We start from the raw sequence: 17,014 nt of genomic DNA, 5'->3' as shown, positions 1-17,014 counted from the left end.
TAAGTCTTATGATTAAAAATCGCACATTGTTAAATGTCATTATTTTGTATATAATAATTATCATTTACGGCTTTCAGCTGTGCCTTAAATTCGTCAGCAACCTTCTTTGGTGACAAGATTTTAACACCGCCTTTAAGTCCGAAAACCCATGCAAAGAACTGACTGCTTATAGAAATTCTTGCTGTAAACTTAAATTGGCGGTCATTTTCTTTTACAATGAACACATTTTCACCAAACCGGTCGGCAATTACTCCCACAAGCTCGTTGTCCACGAGCATAGTAACCTCAACCTCTTCGCCGCCGTACATTGAAAAAATCTTTTTTGTGTACTCAGCGCCGTCAAAGCTCTTAATCTCATCGGTTTGCTCTCTGCTTTCGTCAAGAATTTTTACATCTTCTATCTTGTCCACACGATAATGCTTGATTTTGTCTGCCTCGCTGTCATAGCCTATGAGATAATAGTTTTCATCGTCCCAGCATAACCATATCGGAGAAATAACATACAGTTTGCCGTTTCTCCTCGGCACCTTTACCGCTTTTGCCCCCTGACCGAGAGTCCATTTCATATATTTAAAGCTGACTTTTTTATCATTTGAAATAGCGCTGTTCAAAGCGTCAACCACATAATAAATCTTTTCGTTAATGCCCTTAACCCTGTTGGTTATAAACACATTGCGCTTTAGCTCTCTGCCTTGATAAGCGCTTACAAGGTTCTCAATTTTTTCTATAAGTTCCATACTCTTTTTTGAAGTAATAAATCTTGAGCTTTGTATTGCATCAACGAGCAGTTTCAGCTCGGCAATCTCAAAATCTCTTGAGCATACGGAGTATTTTGTTGTGTTTGACTTTGTCTTTTTAATGTCAAGTCCGTACATTTGCAGCAGACTTATATCATCGTACAGACTCTTCCTCTCTGAGCTTATATGCAGTTCGCCGAGTGCGTCTATTATTTCTGACGCAGTCATACCATGGTTTTCGTCTGTTTTTTTAAGCAGAATATCACGCAGATATAAAAGTTTAAGCTTCTGTCCCGATGATTTTGACATAATTTCCCCCGTTTAAGCTGTCAGCGTTTGAGCGAACGCAATTACAAGCGGCATTGTTATTACAGAGAATACCGTTGTAACCGCTACAATACTTACCGACAACTCAGTGTCTTTATTATATTTTACGGCAAACATTGTGGTTGTTGCCGCTGTCGGTGCGGCAGACGCAATAACGCAAGCAACCGTAAGTGTTGACTCTATGTGGCACAAATAAAGCACAATAGCTGTTATAACAGGCACAAAAATAAGTCGCAGGCCCATTGCTATGTAAACCGATACATTTGAAAATGCTTTTTTAAGGTCTGCCTCGGAGAGGTAGTAACCTATAATCATCATCGGCAACGGTGTATTTAAGGCCGCCATATATTCAACAGGCTGACCTACCATATACGGCAGCTTTATGTTGAGCACAAATACTATAATTGCAATTACAACACCTATAATGCCGGGGTTTGTAATCAGCTTTTTGGCAGAAATTTCTTTTATATCGCCGCTCATACACACAAGTCCGTATGTCCATACAAGAATGTTGAATACAGCTACAAACACTGCGCCGTAAAACAAACCGTCATCACCGAGCACAGCCTCCTGCAACGGGAACGACATAAACGCACAGTTTGAAAAAACGGTTGCAAATCTCAACACTCTTTTTTTGCTGTCCTTACCCTTAAAAACAAAGCTTACCAAAAGTATGGTAGCAGCCATAACGGCTGTTGCGCAAATCACCATAATTCCGAGTCCGCCCAAAAGTTCGGGTGTAAAATCACGCTGGAAAGCAGATACCATAACGCACGGTGTAACAAAGTACAAAACAAGGTTGTTTATGTGCTTTGCCGAAACATCGGTAATGACTTTTTTCTTACCGCAAACAAAGCCCAACGAAATCAAAATAAACAGCACAAGCACCTGCTGTGTAACTACTATGAAGTTTTCTAACATAACCTTTTCCCCCTAAAAATTAACCACATTTAAGTATAGCATATTAACCCGTTTTTTCAATGCTTAGGCTGCAATACGGCTAAATTTTGGAGGGATATAAAAAATATATAACATAGAAAAATATCATTTTGTACAAAATTATGTCGAGCATATAGTGCAAACTAACCAATGAAAAGCAAATAATTTTACAAATATGTATTATCCGCTGAAATTATTTGCTTTTATTGACTTTTTGTACTTTGAATTATATAATATATATAAATAAAAATAGTTGTTTTTATTGTTATTTCACAGTGATTTTATGTATTTATTTATATTTTAAGAAAGAGGGATTTTACAATGGCAACAAGAAGAACTGCTACAAAACCGGCAGCTGCCAAGGATGCTAAGGTAGAAACAAAGGCTACTGCAACTGCTGTAAAAGAAACTGCTCCCGTAAAGGAAGCTCCTGTAAAGAAAACCGCACCTAAAAAGGTTGCTCCAAAGAAACCGGCTGCCGTAGCTGCCGCAGCAAAGGCTGCTAAGACAAAGGCTGAAGCTCCTGCAGAAGTTAAGGCTGAAACAAAGGTAAACTTTGTTGTTGAGTTTAACAACAAGCAGAACTCGGCAGAAGACATTATTAATAATGTTAAAGCTACATACGGTAAAGATGCAAAGGAAATTTCAATTTACCTCAAGCCTGACGAAAACAAAGCTTACTTTGTTGCCGACGGCGAAGAAGGTTCAATGGATGTATTCTTCTGCTAATTCAGCGCTAGCGCTAAATTAAATTACTGATTTTTTAGGAGCTATACCAAGCGGTATGGCTCTTTTTTTGTTTTTTCTTTAATATTTTAGTGAATATTTAATATTTAGATTGATTTTTTACAATGCAGGCTTTATAATGAAAATTGTAATAAATCCTCGGCTCAGGCAGTAATTCCGAGGTACAAATTCATTATAAAAGGAGCAACATATTATGATTACAAAGTACACAAGCGGCAATCCCATTCGTACAGACGCTGTTGTAAAAGATTTTGCGGGAATCGACATAAATAAATTCCCCGTTGATTACAAAATCGTTGACGGCAAATTCACATTCGGCTTTGATATGCAGGACAGCGACATAGTTTTCGGACTTGGCGAAGCACCGAGGGGCATCAATAAGCGTGGCTGGGTATATGAGAGCTTTTGCAGTGACGATCCGTTCCATACCGAAACAAAAAGCTCACTGTATGCCGCACACAACTTCCTTATGCTCAGCGGCAGCAAAACAGTCGGCATTTTCATTGATTTTCCGGCAAAAATCCGTTGGGACATCGGATACACCTCACCAAGCCGTACAGATATTACCATATACGGCACAGATTTTGACATTTATATTATCAAGTGCGAGAGCAACAAGCCGATTGACATTGTAAAGGAATTTCGTGCCGCTATCGGTCAGAGCTACATTCCGCCATTCTGGGCATTCGGCTATCAGCAGAGCCGTTGGAGCTATCCCAATAAGGCAGCGGTTGACGGCGTAATCAAGGGCTATGATGACGCAAAAATTCCGCTTGACTGCGTATATCTCGACATTGACTATATGAAAGACTACAAGGACTTTACAGTAGATGATGACAAATTCCCGAACTTTGCCGAATATGTGAAAGAAAAGAAAGCGCAGGGCATCCACCTTATCCCTATTATTGACGCAGGCGTAAAAAAGGAAGAGGGCTATGATGTTTACGAAGAGGGCGTAGAAAACGGCTATTTCTGCAAAACAGAGGACGGCTCAATCTTTGAGGGCGGCGTATGGCCGGGCATAGTAGGTTTCCCTGATTTTATGCAGAAAGAGGTTCGTGACTGGTTCGGCGCTAAGTATGACAGACTTACAGACGCAGGCATTGACGGTTTCTGGAACGATATGAACGAGCCGGCTATTTTCTACTCAACAAAGGGACTTGAAAAAGCGCTTAATAAAGTAAAATCACTTGAGGGCGAAAACCTCGACCTTTCAAAATTCTTTAACCTTAAAGATACTTTCCTCGGACTTTCAAACAGCCCGGAGGACTACTCAAGCATTTATCATATGATTGACGGCAAGCCTATTTGCCATGATAAGGTGCACAATATTTACGGCGCAAATATGACAAGAGCCGCAGGCGAGCATTTTGCAAAGAAATTCGGCGACAGCAAAATCCTTATGTTCTCAAGATCATCATATGTCGGCGCTCACCGCTCAAGCGGTATTTGGTTTGGCGACAACCATTCTTGGTGGTCACACATTCTCTTAAATCTTAAGATGCTCCCATCGGCAAATATGTGCGGTTTCCTCTACTGCGGCGCTGACCTCGGTGGTTTTAACGAAAACGCAACTCGTGACCTCGTTCTCCGTTTCCTTGCTCTCGGCGTATTTACTCCGCTTATGCGTAACCATTCGGCGCTCGGCACAAAGGCTCAGGAGTGCTACAACTTTGAAAATCCCGAAGATTTCAGAGATATTGTTACAGTTCGTTACAGACTTATCCCTTACCTTTATAATACATTTAAAAAGGCAAGCGAAAACAACGATATGATTTTCCGCCCGCTTGCTTTCGATTACCCCGAAGATAAAATGGCAAGAGAGTGCGAAACTCAGGTTATGCTCGGCGATGAGTGTATGATTTGCCCTGTTTACGAGCAGAATGTAAGCGGCAGATATGTTTACCTCCCTGAGGATATGACATTTGTAAAGCTCAGCGGTGAAAATGTTGAAACAAATCCTATGGAAAAGGGCGTACATTTCATTGAGGTTGCACTTAACGAAGTACCTCTCTTTATTAAGAAAGGCAAGCAGATTCCACTCTGCAAACCTGCAATGCGTACAAGCGAGCTTAATACAGAGGAACTTACTTATATTGGTTAATTTAATACAAAATTAAAGACTTCCCTTTAGGCGTTGCTTTTATTAAAGAAACGCCTAAAGGATTTTAGTTATTAAGACAAGCAATGAAAGCAATTTATTCTGAGGGATAATATGGAAAAAAATATTACTGCTTTTGTTTATAAATATTATATTTTTTTTAATACTAAAAATTTTATTTTGAGAGTATTAGGTTTATTCCTTGTTAGCTACTCAGCGATTGTGTGCGTGGAAATCGGCTCTCCGTATGGTTTTGACAGTATCGGATTTATATCTAAAAATGAACTTCCGTATACATTAGCACTCACTTTGTCTGCTGTATTGGTATCTTTTTTATCTTTTTGGTTATATAAAATTCATAAACTTTGGAGTTGCATATTGATGCGAGGTATAACGAATATATATATTTCTGTTTTATTTTTAATTGTATCTTTTTGGGAATTTGACGGAAATGCCATATATGCAGAGAATAATTTTTTTATTATTTTGAAAATGTGTATGTATTTTCTGATAATACCGATAGAATTGTTTATTCTGGCAAAATGGATTGTACCTAAATGCAGTCATAAAACAAACAACAAATTCAACTCTTTGAAATATATTTTCGGTGTTCCCGGAGTAGTGCTGTTTAGATTAATACTTATGAATAATCAGGGAAATATTGATATACCGTCACTGTTAAGAACTGTAATTTTTGCATTTGCTGTTATTACGTTGATTAACAGCATATACTATTTTACGCAGGCTTTTTTTGCAAAAAAATATTCACTTGATATATTAACCGATTATACGGAATCTTATATAAATTCTATACGCCGCCTATAAATAACAAAATTAAATCGGATAAAGCATTTCTGTTTTTTGTCAATAGTTGGGTAAATTATAGTTTAGCAGATTTTCGGTCGGGCAAAAAAATAAAGTGAAATCTAAACTTTCCGTCCCGAAGTCAAAAGTTTGGTCAACCTTTTCAAAGGTTGTGGGTGTGGGCAACGCCCACAAATGCTTTAAACTATCGCAATTTTTAATAGTCAAACGGCAAGAGCCGCTAAATTTGCGATAGCAACAAAGAAAAGATATTCTTAAAATTAAAGCCGTCAACGCATAGCGATGACGGCTTATCTGTTGATTATTTCTTTTTAAAAGGCTGTCGCCTGTTTTTACAAATTTAGTTTTAGCACGCAAACAGCAAAGCTGTTTGCGCCCAATAATTTGATGTAAAGAAAACTTTTATGGGCTCTGCCCAAACCCGCAACCCTTTAAAAAGGGTTGACCTAAATTTTAAGTTTATGAAAATAAACTTTGTGCGATAAACCATTATCTATTAATGTTACTCCAACATTTATAATATAACCATATTTATGTCTAAGGTTTGTTTACCTGATTTTTATGTATATATCCGCAAATATATATAATACAAATGCAATATTACACATAAAATCACTTATGCAACCGGCGGTTGCGCAAATGAAAACTAAAATGTATTGCAAAAAACAATGGTTGCGGTGTATAATTTGGGTAAAGTGAGAGGGAAAACGATCGTTGTAAAGCTCTCGAAGGAGGACTTAATATGAACATAGAAACAGCAAACAGACTTTTACAATACAGAAAAAAACATAACCTCAGCCAAGAGGAGCTTGCCAATAAGATAGGAGTAAGCCGACAGGCAGTGTCTAAATGGGAGAGAGCAGAGGCATCTCCCGATACAGATAACCTTATATTGCTTGCCGAGATTTACGGCGTTTCGCTTGACGAACTTTTAAAGGGAGAGTCAGCCGAGTCTGCAAAAGCAGAGCCTGAAAAAGAACCCGAACAGGAAGAAAACGCAGACAGCGAGCAAGTGCCGACGGGCGATGAGGGTACAGAGTATGTAAAAACAGACAAAGTATCCTTTAAAAACGGAATACACATAGACGATAAAAACGGCGACAAGGTACACATCAGCTTTGCAGACGGAATCCATGTGCATGATAAAGCCGGTACTAAGGTTGATATTGACAAAAACGGAATTTTTGTTGACGAAAACGGCAGGCAGAGGGTTTACACCACCAAAGACGGCGATGTAATGTACGATGCCGAAATGTCGGACAATATGTTCAGCAGGGGCAAGAGCCGAAAATTCTGGAACAGCTTTCCGTTTTTTGCAATAGCACTTGTGGCATTTTTGTGGTGGGGATTCAGCGGAGTGTGTTTTGGCTGGGCTTTAAGCTGGATAGTGCTGCTCACAATTCCGCTTTACTATTCGCTTGTAGACGCAATCTATAAGCGCAAGGCAGAGCATTTTGCTTATCCCGTACTCGTTGCAATGGCATACATTCTCATGGGTTACTTCAATGTGCTCGGCGGTTGGACAGTCGGCTGGGTAGTGTTTCTTTCTATTCCGCTGTACTATTGGTTATGCTCGTTTTTCAAGGAAATTTATAATCACAATAAAAACAATCAGTAACAGGAGGACATTATGGCAGAATTAAATTTACCGACAGACCCAATGATTTTATTAAGCTATGTAAATACAAAGCTTAGAGATTTTTACCCCTCGCTTGACGCACTTTGCGAGGATGCAGATATAAGCAAGGACGAAATAATAAAAAAACTCGCCGCCATAGATTACGCTTACAACGCAGAGCTTAATAAATTTGTATAATATTAAAATGCCCGACCAAACTTTTGCTTTGGTCGGGTTTATTACAGCAAAAAATCTAAAATTTAGGTCAACCCTTTTTAAAGGGTTGCGGGTTTGGGCAGAGCCCATAAAACGGTAAAAATGCACTTATTTTAAATTAAAACAAACGGTTGAAATTATATTATAGAATAACTAAACTTTAGATTACTCAAGACTTTAGCAGAAAACAAATGTTAAGACTAATGAGTGGCAGAGAGCAAGAAAGTTACACTTGAGTATCAGTAGAGAAAAAATATTTTAAAGGGCACAAAAGTTTGCGTGTGTGCCTAATTTGCCCTTAAAAAGCGGCAAATTAGTAGTTTTAGTAGCGTGGCTTTTCCTTTCGTTGCTGTCGCATTTTTAGGCTCTCGCCGTTATGTTCAAACCGTAGAGTTTCAGCCCCAAAATAGCTCAACCTTTTTAAAGGATTACAGATTTGCACAGAACCAACAAAAGGTTGACCAAACTTTTATATTCGGGACGGAAAGTTTGGCATCTGTCTTACTTTGTTGCCCGACCGATAATCTTGTAAACCGTAATTTGCCCCAACTTTTGTTAAAGAACCAAAAATTTAGGTCAAGTCTTTTAGGGTGAAAATTATTTTTCCCCGCAGATTTTTTCAAGAGCCGATTTATCAAGGATTTTAATACCCCTGTAATGGGTGGCAAGTATGCCTTGCGACGATAATCTGCTTAGTGTTTTTGTTACCGTAATTCGTGACACACCGACCGTAAGCGCAATTTCTTCGTGCGTGAGCGATACTTTGCCGTCAACCATATCGTCAAGCAAAAGCTTGGCAATTCGTGCGTCCGCCTGCATAAATGTCATTGAGTCAAGCTGGGTGGTAAGCAGTCTTATTCTTGTGGCGAGAATTTCGAGCAGTTCAAATGCAATCGGAGGATTTTTTTGAATAAGGTCGAGGAGAATTTTTTTATCAATAATTGTCAGCTCGCTTGCAGTTACGGCTTTTGCGGAGCTTACCCTCGGCTTGTGGTCAAAAAAAGCGCCCTCGCCAATCAATTCCCCTTTTGCGGCGGTGTTGAGAGTTTTTTCCATTCCGTCGGGAGAAATCATAAATACGGTTGCTTTGCCTTTCTTTATATAGTAAAAGCTGTCTGCAATGTCGCCTTGGTGATAGATTATTTCGCCTTTTGCAAAAGATTTTGTGTACGGCAAACTGTCAAACAGAGTTTTCATATCGTTGTGTATGTTGTAAAGTTGCGTGGGAGGAGTGTTAAGATTTTTTTCCATAGTTTCACCTCGGTTGTCGATTGGTAAATGCGGTTTATAAAACTTTTGCCGAGCAATTAAGCAATTATTAAAAGTTTGGTCAACCTTTTTAAAGGCTTGACCTGAATTTTAAAATTATTTGGCTAAAATTGAGTGATAAACCATATTTTAGCGACAAAGTTCTTATTTTATTTTAATTGTAGCATACTTTACAATCTTTTTGCAAGCAGTATGTAATAATGATATTAGAAAAAATATAAGGAGTGATATTTATGGGTATGACTATGTCACAGAAAATTCTTGCGGCTCACGCAGGTCTTTCAGAGGTTAAGGCAGGTCAGCTTATCGAGGCTAAGCTCGATATGGTACTCGGTAACGATGTAACATCACCTGTTGCTATCAATGTTTTTGAACAGAACGGTGCAACAGCAGTATTTGATAACACTAAAATTGCTATGATTATGGACCACTTTACTCCTAACAAGGATATTAAAGCGGCTACTCAGGTTAAGCAGGTAAGAACTTTTGCCGACAAATACGATATTAAAAATTACAGAGATGTAGGACAGATGGGCATTGAGCACGCACTTTTGCCTGAGCAGGGACTCGTTGGTCCGGGCTGTTTGTGCATCGGTGCAGACTCTCACACCTGTACATACGGTGCACTCGGTGCATTTTCGACAGGTGTCGGCTCAACAGATATGGCCGCAGGAATGATCAGCGGTAAGGCATGGTTCAAAGTTCCTGCCGCTATTAAATTTAATCTTGTCGGCAAGCCACAGGGTTTTGTAAGCGGTAAAGATGTTATCCTCCACATTATCGGTATGATAGGTGTTGACGGTGCGCTTTACAAATCAATGGAATTTACAGGCGAGGGTGTTCAGTACCTCAACATTGATGACAGACTTTGCATTGCAAATATGGCTATTGAGGCAGGCGCTAAAAACGGTATTTTCCCTGTTGACGATGTAACCCGTGAATACTGCAACGGCAGATATCAGGGTACACCTGTTGAGTACACAGCTGACGATGACGCTGTATATGATGAGGAATACACAATCGACCTGAGCGAAATCCGCCCGACAGTTGCTTTCCCACATCTTCCTGAAAATACAAGAACAGTTGATGAAATCGGCGAAACAGAGGTTAAAATCGACCAGTGCGTTATCGGTTCTTGCACAAACGGCAGAATTACCGACCTCAGAGCTGCCGCAGAGGTATTCAAGGGCAGAAAGATAGCAAAGAATGTAAGATGTATTATTTTCCCGGGTACACAGGCAATCTGGTTACAGGCTATGCACGAGGGACTTTTTGATATATTTATTGAGGCAGGCGCAGTAGTTTCTACTCCGACTTGCGGCCCTTGTCTTGGCGGACATATGGGTATTCTTGCCGCAGGCGAAAAAGCTATTTCAACCACAAACCGTAACTTTGTAGGCAGAATGGGTCATGTTGACAGTGAGGTTTACCTCGCAAGCCCGGCAGTAGCTGCCGCAAGTGCTGTTAAGGGTTACATTACAGACCCTGCAAAGCTTTGATTTTTTGAAAGGTAGGTACTGATTATGAACGCTAAGGGTACAGTCCACAAGTTTGGCGACAATGTAGATACAGATGTAATTATTCCTGCTCGTTACCTCAACACAGCATCTCACAAAGAGCTTGCCGCTCACTGTATGGAGGATATTGACGCAGAATTTGTAAATAAGGTTCACGAGGGCGACATTATGGTTGCCGAAAAGAACTTCGGCTGCGGTTCTTCAAGAGAACACGCACCGATTGCAATTAAGGCAAGCGGTATTTCCTGCGTAATTGCTTCGACCTTTGCAAGAATTTTCTACCGCAACTCAATCAATATCGGTCTTCCGATTCTTGAATGTGACGAGGCAGCAAGGGAAATCAAGGAGGGTGATGTTGTTTCTGTAAACTTTGATACAGGTGTTATCACAGACGAAACAACAGGCAAGACTTATCAGGCAGAGCCTTTCCCGGAGTTTATTCAGAACATTATTAAAAAAGGCGGACTTATTAAGTCTATTATGTAATTTATGGGCGGCAAAAGCAAAACTTTGCCGCTTTTATAACTTTAGATATATAATTTTTTAATCATTAACAAAGTTGGTGAATTATGGTAAACGAAATTTTTGAAAAACTTTCCGCATTGCCGCAGGTAGAGGCTATTGCTCTCGGCGGTTCCCGTGCAAACGGTGTTTTTGACGAAAAATCAGATTATGATGTTTATGTGTATGTTACAGATAACATCGACAACGGTGTAAGAGAAAATATCCTTGCGCCTTACTGTTCACAAATGGAAATCGGCAATCATTATTGGGAGTTTGAAGATAATATTATACTCAAAGACGGTGTTCCGATGGACATTATATACCGTCCAATGGATATATTCGACAAATTTATAAGCCAAATTGTTTTTGAACATAAGGCAAACCATGGCTATACTACTTGCTTTTGGCACAATATTGTTACCTCGCAAATTGTTTATGACCCAAGCGGTAAATATGCAGAACTGAAAAAGAAGTTTACCGTACCGTATCCCGAAGAACTCCGTCAAAATATTATAGATTTAAATATGAAGATGCTTTCGGGTATTTTGCCGTCATTTGACAAGCAGATAAAAAAGGCGCTTGATCGAAACGATTTTGTAAGTGTAAATCACAGAACAGCCGCTTTTGTTGCAAGCTATTTTGATGTTATTTTTGCAGTAAATCGCCTTACTCACCCCGGCGAAAAGCGACTTGTGCAAATTTGCAAGGAGCGTTGCGAGATTTTACCGAAAGATTTTGAGGAAAACCTCGACAAACTTTTAAAAGAAAAGCCAACCGAAAAAATTATGGATACCGTTGCCGATATGACGGAAAAGCTGAGAGAAATAATTTAATTTTAAAATATCGGTCGGACCAAAAAGCAAAAATCAAACTTTCGGCTCTGCTAATGCAGAGCTGTTATTTTTTTGCAAATGTTTAATAAATAATTCCGTTTGCTGTTGACATAATTTGTTAAAAGTGGGATAATGTTCTTGTATTTTTATTACAGGGAGGCAATCAAATGAAAAACATTTTCAAGAAAATTATATCCGCCGCTCTTGCGGTTGCGGCAATTTCATCTGTCGCAGTCACCGCATCGGCAAGGGATATTAATAAATATGACCTGAATGGTGACGGCATTTTTGATGTACAGGATGTCACCTACCTGCAAGAGGGAATAGCAAACGGAGATACGCTCGACAGCAAAGCCGATTTTGATAAATCGGGCACTATAAATGTAAACGATGCTACCTATGCGCAGAATATTATAAACGGCAGTTTTTATGTAAAACCTGATTTTAAACTTCAGTCAAATTCAAAAAGCAAGCTGAATTTTAAGAGCGTATACAGCGGAGCAGACAGCAAGTATCCAAACAATGCCTACCACCCAAAGGTTGCGGATGTGGGCAAAAGCTGGAACGGATACCGCTATTGGATTTCGTACACGCCGTATCCAAACGGAAACGATAAGTACGAAAATCCGACTGTTGTCGGCTCAAATGACCTTATAAATTACTCGGAAATTAAGTTTTGCGAGGGTATTCGAGATGATTACAAGGCAGGGGTAAGGTTTAATTCCGACTCCGAGCTTGTGTATAATCCCGACAAAAACCGTTTGGAACTTTTTTGGAGATATACAGACTACGAGGCAAACTATATGGCGCTTTATATGCGTTACTCATATGACGGCAATAAATGGAGCGGCCGTACACCGGTTTTTGAAACCGACAACCGCAAAAAGTACGATATGGTGAGCCCTGCAATCGTATATGAAAACGGGACTTACAAGCTGTGGTATGTAAACGGCTACAAGGTTTGGTACAAGGAGTATAAGGGAGGTGTTTGGTCGGACAGTGTGGTTACAAGCCTAAGCTACCCGTCAACTACATACACCTGGCATATAGATGTTGAAAAAATTAACGGAAAATACGAACTCCTTGCTTGCTCGACCCAAGATAAATCAGACCGCAGGCATATGAGCCTTTACCACTCAACATCGTCAAACGGCTTTGATTGGAGCGAAGCGCAGGTTGTGCTCAAACCATCGTCCGATCCGTCAAATTGGGACGGCGGCGGTTTGTACCGTTCGGCATTTATCTACACAAACGATAACTACATTGTGCTTTACAGCGGCAGAAACGACAACGGCGATTTTGGCACGGGACTTGTATTCGGCGACAGTATGAATAAGTTGCAAGGTACAGACCTTGACTTTATCGGCAATCAGAAAACCTCGGCAGACAAGCTGTGGAAATATATAAATCAATAAAGGTGGGCAGGTTATGAAAAAATCATTAAAAATAATGTCCGTCTTTATGTCGGCAATGCTTACCTTAGGCTCACTCGGCGCAGTATCGCTGACAGCAGGCGCTCAAGAAAGCATTGGCACTGTCACAAAAATAACAAGCGGTGACTTTGTTTATACCGTAGAGGACAATGTCGCTACCATTGTGGATTACACAGGCTCGGCAAACGCACTTGTAATTCCGCAGACGATAGACGGCCGCAAAATCGTACGCATTGGCGACTATGCTTTATCTAAAAAAGCAAAATTAAACAGTGTTGTTGTGCCGGAGTCAGTCGAGAGCATCGGCTCAAGTGCTTTTGAAGATTCTGTTGACCTCAAAAAGGTTACTCTGCCCGACGGCGTAACCAAAATCGGACCTTCTGCATTTTACGGATGTTCAAAATTAACAACGGTAAATATTCCTGCCAAATTAGAGGAAATTGATGATTACACATTCAGCGGCTGTACTCAGCTTACAGATATAAAACTCTCGGAGTCGGTTACTTATGTCGGTGAAAGCGCATTTGAAGGCTGTTCAAACCTAAATTCAGTAACGCTTTCCGAAAATACAGAAACAATCGGCGATTGTGCTTTTTATGAGTGCGACTCACTTTACAGTATAAATCTTGAAAATGTAAGTCAGATTGGCGCAGGCGCCTTTGTGTATTGCGCAAATCTCGATGATATTGACCTTACGAACTGCTCGCTTATAGGCGAAAATGCGTTTTCCGTATGTCAAAGCCTTATTAATATAAAATTTCCCGACTCTATATACTCAATTCCGCAAACTGCCTTTGAATACACTCTTTGGGAGCAGAGTGCTCCTGACGGTGTGCTTTATGCAGGCGACTTTGCATACAAGATAATCGGTGATTTTACAGACAGCACATTGACATTTAAAGATAATACATACGCAATTAATGACGATTTCCTTTCTTATAACGAATATGTTAAAAAAATCAATTTGCCCGACAGCCTTACAAGTATCGGTGTGTCGGCTTTTGAAAGCTGTTCGAATTTAAAGGAAATTACTATCCCTAATCGTTGTTCTGTGCAGGCTATGGCGTTTTATGATTGTTCAAGTCTTGCCAACATTAACTACAACGAGAGCATGGTGTGGACTGCTCCGTCTGCCTTTTGTAACACCGCTTGGTACAACAGCCAGTCTGACGGCATTGTATATCATGGTACAGCCGCTTGTGCTTACAAGGGCGACTTTGCCGCAGCCGAAACTGTAAAGGACGGCACAACAATTATTGTTGACGGTTTGTTTTATGGCGATGAAGTGCTTACAAGTATTAATCTTCCCGACAGCGTTGAGTATATCGGCGATATGGCATTTGAGAATTGTATAAATCTTAAAAAAATAAGTCTGCCAAAGAGCCTTTATACCCTTTGTGATGAAACATTCCTCGGCTGTGAAAGCCTTGAGAGCGTTGAACTTTCTGAGGTAGTAAACATCGGTGTATCAGCCTTTGCTCACTGCACAAGTCTTAAAAGTATTGTAATTCCCGAGAGTGTAAACCAGAGCATTAGTGACAGTGCTTTTCTGAACTGCACTTCGCTTGAAAAGGTGACTATCAACGGTGATGTTCAATTAATTGGCGCAGCGGCTTTTTTAAACTGCGAAAATCTTAAATCCGTCAATATTCCGAAAAGCGTCGGATATATTGGCGCAGACGCATTTGAGTTTTGCGAAAAATTAACTATTAAGTGCTACGAAAATTCATATGCTCAACACTATGCGGAAGAAAACGGAATTAAATATTTGCTGATTGATGAAGAAAGATTGGTTGGAGATATTAATAATGACGGCAAGATAGATGTAAATGATGTAACAGAGCTGCAAAAACACCTTGCAGGCCATACAAAAGCTGACGATACACCTATCATTACAGACAGCGACCTTAACATTGCCGACATTACAAATGACGGAATTATAGATTTAAGAGATGTTACGGCTTTGCAGTTAAGTTTATCAGAATAATACATAATTTTAAATTATATAAAACTGCCCAAACCCACAACCTTTGAAAAGGTTGACCAAGCTTTTAACTTCGGGACGGAAAGTTTAGCGTTTATCTTACTTTGTTGCCCGAACGAAAGTGCGTTAAAATATTTACCCCCAACTACACAAAAAATCGCCCGATTATGGCAACAAGCCGTAATCGGGCGAATATTATTTTACACTAAATTTAAAATTATTTTTTAAATCCGTCTTTAAGTGACACACTGCGGTTAAAGACAAGGTGCTCAGGTGACGAATCCTTATTATCAACGCAGAAGTAGCCTATTCTCATAAACTGAAAACTCTGTGGAGCAACAGCGGTTTCGAGATTTTTCTCTGCCTTACAGCCTGTAAAAACCTCAAGTGAATTTGGATTGAGGTAGTCAAGGAAGTTTCTGTCGCCTGTATCGGGATCGGGTACTGTAAAGAGGTTATCGTAAAGTCTTACCTCTGCATCTGCGCAGTTGTTTGCGTCAACCCAATGGATTGTACCTCTTACTTTTCTGCCGTCAGGTGTGTTGCCGCCTCTGGTTTCGGGGTCATACTCGGCATAAACCTCTACCACATTGCCGTCCTCGTCCTTTTTGCAGCCTGTGCATTTTACAATGTAAGTTGACTTAAGTCTTACTTCATTGCCCGGATAAAGGCGCTGGTACTTTTTAATCGGCTCTTCCATAAAGTCGTCTGCCTCAATAAAACATTCTCTTGAGAAAGTAACCGTTCTTGTACCGTCCTCCGGTCGGTTCGGGTTGTTTTCAACCTCAAACTCCTCAACCTTACCCTCGGGATAGTTTGTGATAACGAGCTTTATAGGGTGGAGTACGCACATTGCACGCTTTGCGTTCTCATTTAAATCGTCACGCAGGCAATGCTCAAGAAAACTGTACTCAACGATAGAATTTACCTTTGATACGCCGATCTGCTCCGTAAACGAACGGATAGACTTAGGGGTATAACCTCTTCTTCTAAGTCCGCAGAGCGTAGGCATTCTTGGGTCATCCCAACCGCTTACATAATTCTTTTCAACAAGTTCACGGAGTTTACGCTTTGACATAACTGTGTTGTTAATGCCAAGACGGGCAAACTCAATCTGACGAGGCTTGTTAGGAACAGAAATATTATTGATAACCCAATCGTAAAGCGGACGGTGAGCTTCAAACTCAAGTGAGCAAAGGCTGTGAGTGATACCCTCGATAGCATCTTCAATCGGGTGCGCAAAATCGTACATAGGGTAAATGCACCACTTGTCGCCTGTACGGTGGTGAGTTAGACGGTTAATTCTGTAAATAACAGGGTCACGCATATTGAAGTTGCCCGATGCAAGGTCGATTTTTGCACGGAGTGTCATTTTGCCGTCCTCAAATTCGCCTGCTTTCATTCTTGCAAAAAGGTCAAGGCTTTCTTCAATCGGTCTGTCACGATACGGGCTCTTTGCCGGTGTTTGTGTATCGCCTCTGTTTTCTCTCATCTGTTCGGGTGTGAGTTCGCATACATATGCAAGTCCCTTTTTAATAAGTTCGACAGCGTAATCGTACATTTGGTCAAAGTATTCCGATGCAAAGTAGAAACGGTCTTCCCAGTCAAAGCCGAGCCACTTGATGTCCTCTTTGATAGCGTCTACATACTCTACATCTTCCTTTGTAGGGTTTGTGTCGTCCATACGAAGATTGCAGATGCCGCCGAATTTCTCGGCTGTGCCAAAGTCAATGCAAATAGCCTTTGCGTGGCCTATGTGGAGGTAGCCGTTTGGCTCGGGAGGAAAACGGGTGTGTACCTTTTTGCCCTCAAATCTGCCGCCCTCGGCAATATCCTCTTCAATAAATGTATGAATAAAGTTACCGTTCGGAACTTCGGTAGCTTCGGTATTCTTAATATCTTCTGCCATATAATATCCCTCTGTATTACTCAATTTTGCAAGATTTTTAATTAATCTTAAGCAA

14 protein-coding genes are annotated in these 17,014 nt (G+C 40.3%); 10 read left to right on the top strand and 4 right to left on the bottom strand.

Annotated features, from left to right (window positions below):
- Positions 1 to 29: 29 nt before the first annotated feature.
- Both DXC23_RS06415 and DXC23_RS06410 read right to left on the bottom strand, forming a co-directional pair.
- Positions 30 to 1,046 (bottom strand): WYL domain-containing protein, encoded by a 1,017-nt coding sequence (locus tag DXC23_RS06415; protein ID WP_117705326.1) that lies wholly within the window; start codon positions 1,044 to 1,046, stop codon positions 30 to 32.
- 12 nt (positions 1,047 to 1,058) lie between these two features.
- Entirely contained in the window at positions 1,059 to 1,985 is a 927-nt protein-coding gene (locus DXC23_RS06410) for an AEC family transporter (RefSeq protein ID WP_117705325.1), read from the bottom strand.
- A 339-nt stretch (positions 1,986 to 2,324) separates the two neighbouring features.
- Between DXC23_RS06410 and DXC23_RS06405 the strand changes: the two genes are divergently transcribed.
- From DXC23_RS06405 to DXC23_RS06385, 5 genes are all read left to right on the top strand, one after another.
- Positions 2,325 to 2,732: a DUF6465 family protein gene (locus DXC23_RS06405; RefSeq protein WP_117705324.1), complete on the top strand. Its 408-nt coding sequence runs from the start codon at positions 2,325 to 2,327 to the stop codon at positions 2,730 to 2,732.
- Positions 2,733 to 2,943: 211 nt separating this feature from the next.
- Positions 2,944 to 4,854 carry a TIM-barrel domain-containing protein gene (locus DXC23_RS06400; RefSeq protein WP_117705323.1) on the top strand — a complete coding sequence of 637 codons (1,911 nt, stop codon included), beginning with the start codon at positions 2,944 to 2,946 and terminating at the stop codon, positions 4,852 to 4,854.
- Positions 4,855 to 4,965: 111 nt separating this feature from the next.
- Entirely contained in the window at positions 4,966 to 5,676 is a 711-nt protein-coding gene (locus tag DXC23_RS06395; protein WP_117705322.1) for a hypothetical protein, read from the top strand.
- A gap of 742 nt (positions 5,677 to 6,418) precedes the next feature.
- The gene (locus DXC23_RS06390; protein WP_117705321.1) at positions 6,419 to 7,294 is read left to right on the top strand and encodes a helix-turn-helix transcriptional regulator; all 876 of its coding nucleotides are present in this window, start codon (positions 6,419 to 6,421) and stop codon (positions 7,292 to 7,294) included.
- A 12-nt stretch (positions 7,295 to 7,306) separates the two neighbouring features.
- Positions 7,307 to 7,492: a DUF4250 domain-containing protein gene (locus DXC23_RS06385; protein ID WP_117705320.1), complete on the top strand. Its 186-nt coding sequence runs from the start codon at positions 7,307 to 7,309 to the stop codon at positions 7,490 to 7,492.
- Between the two features lie 615 nt (positions 7,493 to 8,107).
- Here the strand turns inward: DXC23_RS06385 and DXC23_RS06380 are convergent.
- A complete protein-coding gene (locus DXC23_RS06380) occupies positions 8,108 to 8,761 on the bottom strand; it encodes a Crp/Fnr family transcriptional regulator (RefSeq protein WP_117705319.1) in 654 nt (217 codons plus the stop codon).
- Between the two features lie 251 nt (positions 8,762 to 9,012).
- Between DXC23_RS06380 and leuC the strand changes: the two genes are divergently transcribed.
- The 5 genes from leuC to DXC23_RS06355 all read left to right on the top strand — a co-directional run bounded on the left by leuC (position 9,013) and on the right by DXC23_RS06355 (position 15,053).
- Complete coding sequence (leuC, locus tag DXC23_RS06375) at positions 9,013 to 10,278, top strand: 3-isopropylmalate dehydratase large subunit (RefSeq protein ID WP_117705318.1); 1,266 nt, start codon at positions 9,013 to 9,015, stop codon at positions 10,276 to 10,278.
- A 24-nt stretch (positions 10,279 to 10,302) separates the two neighbouring features.
- Positions 10,303 to 10,782, top strand: a complete 480-nt coding sequence (gene leuD / locus DXC23_RS06370) for a 3-isopropylmalate dehydratase small subunit (protein WP_117705317.1) — start codon at positions 10,303 to 10,305, stop codon at positions 10,780 to 10,782.
- 83 nt (positions 10,783 to 10,865) lie between these two features.
- Positions 10,866 to 11,633, top strand: coding sequence for a nucleotidyltransferase domain-containing protein (locus DXC23_RS06365; RefSeq protein WP_117705316.1), 768 nt, complete (start codon positions 10,866 to 10,868; stop codon positions 11,631 to 11,633).
- A 167-nt stretch (positions 11,634 to 11,800) separates the two neighbouring features.
- Positions 11,801 to 13,048, top strand: coding sequence for a dockerin type I repeat-containing protein (locus DXC23_RS06360; protein WP_117705315.1), 1,248 nt, complete (start codon positions 11,801 to 11,803; stop codon positions 13,046 to 13,048).
- 13 nt (positions 13,049 to 13,061) lie between these two features.
- Positions 13,062 to 15,053, top strand: coding sequence for a leucine-rich repeat protein (locus DXC23_RS06355; protein ID WP_117705314.1), 1,992 nt, complete (start codon positions 13,062 to 13,064; stop codon positions 15,051 to 15,053).
- 214 nt (positions 15,054 to 15,267) lie between these two features.
- Here DXC23_RS06355 and DXC23_RS06350 read toward each other — a convergent pair whose 3' ends face one another.
- Complete coding sequence (locus DXC23_RS06350) at positions 15,268 to 16,959, bottom strand: glutamine--tRNA ligase/YqeY domain fusion protein (RefSeq protein WP_117705313.1); 1,692 nt, start codon at positions 16,957 to 16,959, stop codon at positions 15,268 to 15,270.
- Between the last annotated feature and the right edge of the window lie 55 nt (positions 16,960 to 17,014).

Origin of the sequence: Eubacterium sp. OM08-24 (genome assembly GCF_003438075.1) — a bacterium.
In the GTDB taxonomy this organism is placed as follows: domain Bacteria; phylum Bacillota; class Clostridia; order Oscillospirales; family Acutalibacteraceae; genus Ruminococcoides.
The sequence above is the reverse complement of the archived record's forward strand: the minus strand, read 5'-3'. Positions and strand labels throughout refer to the sequence as shown.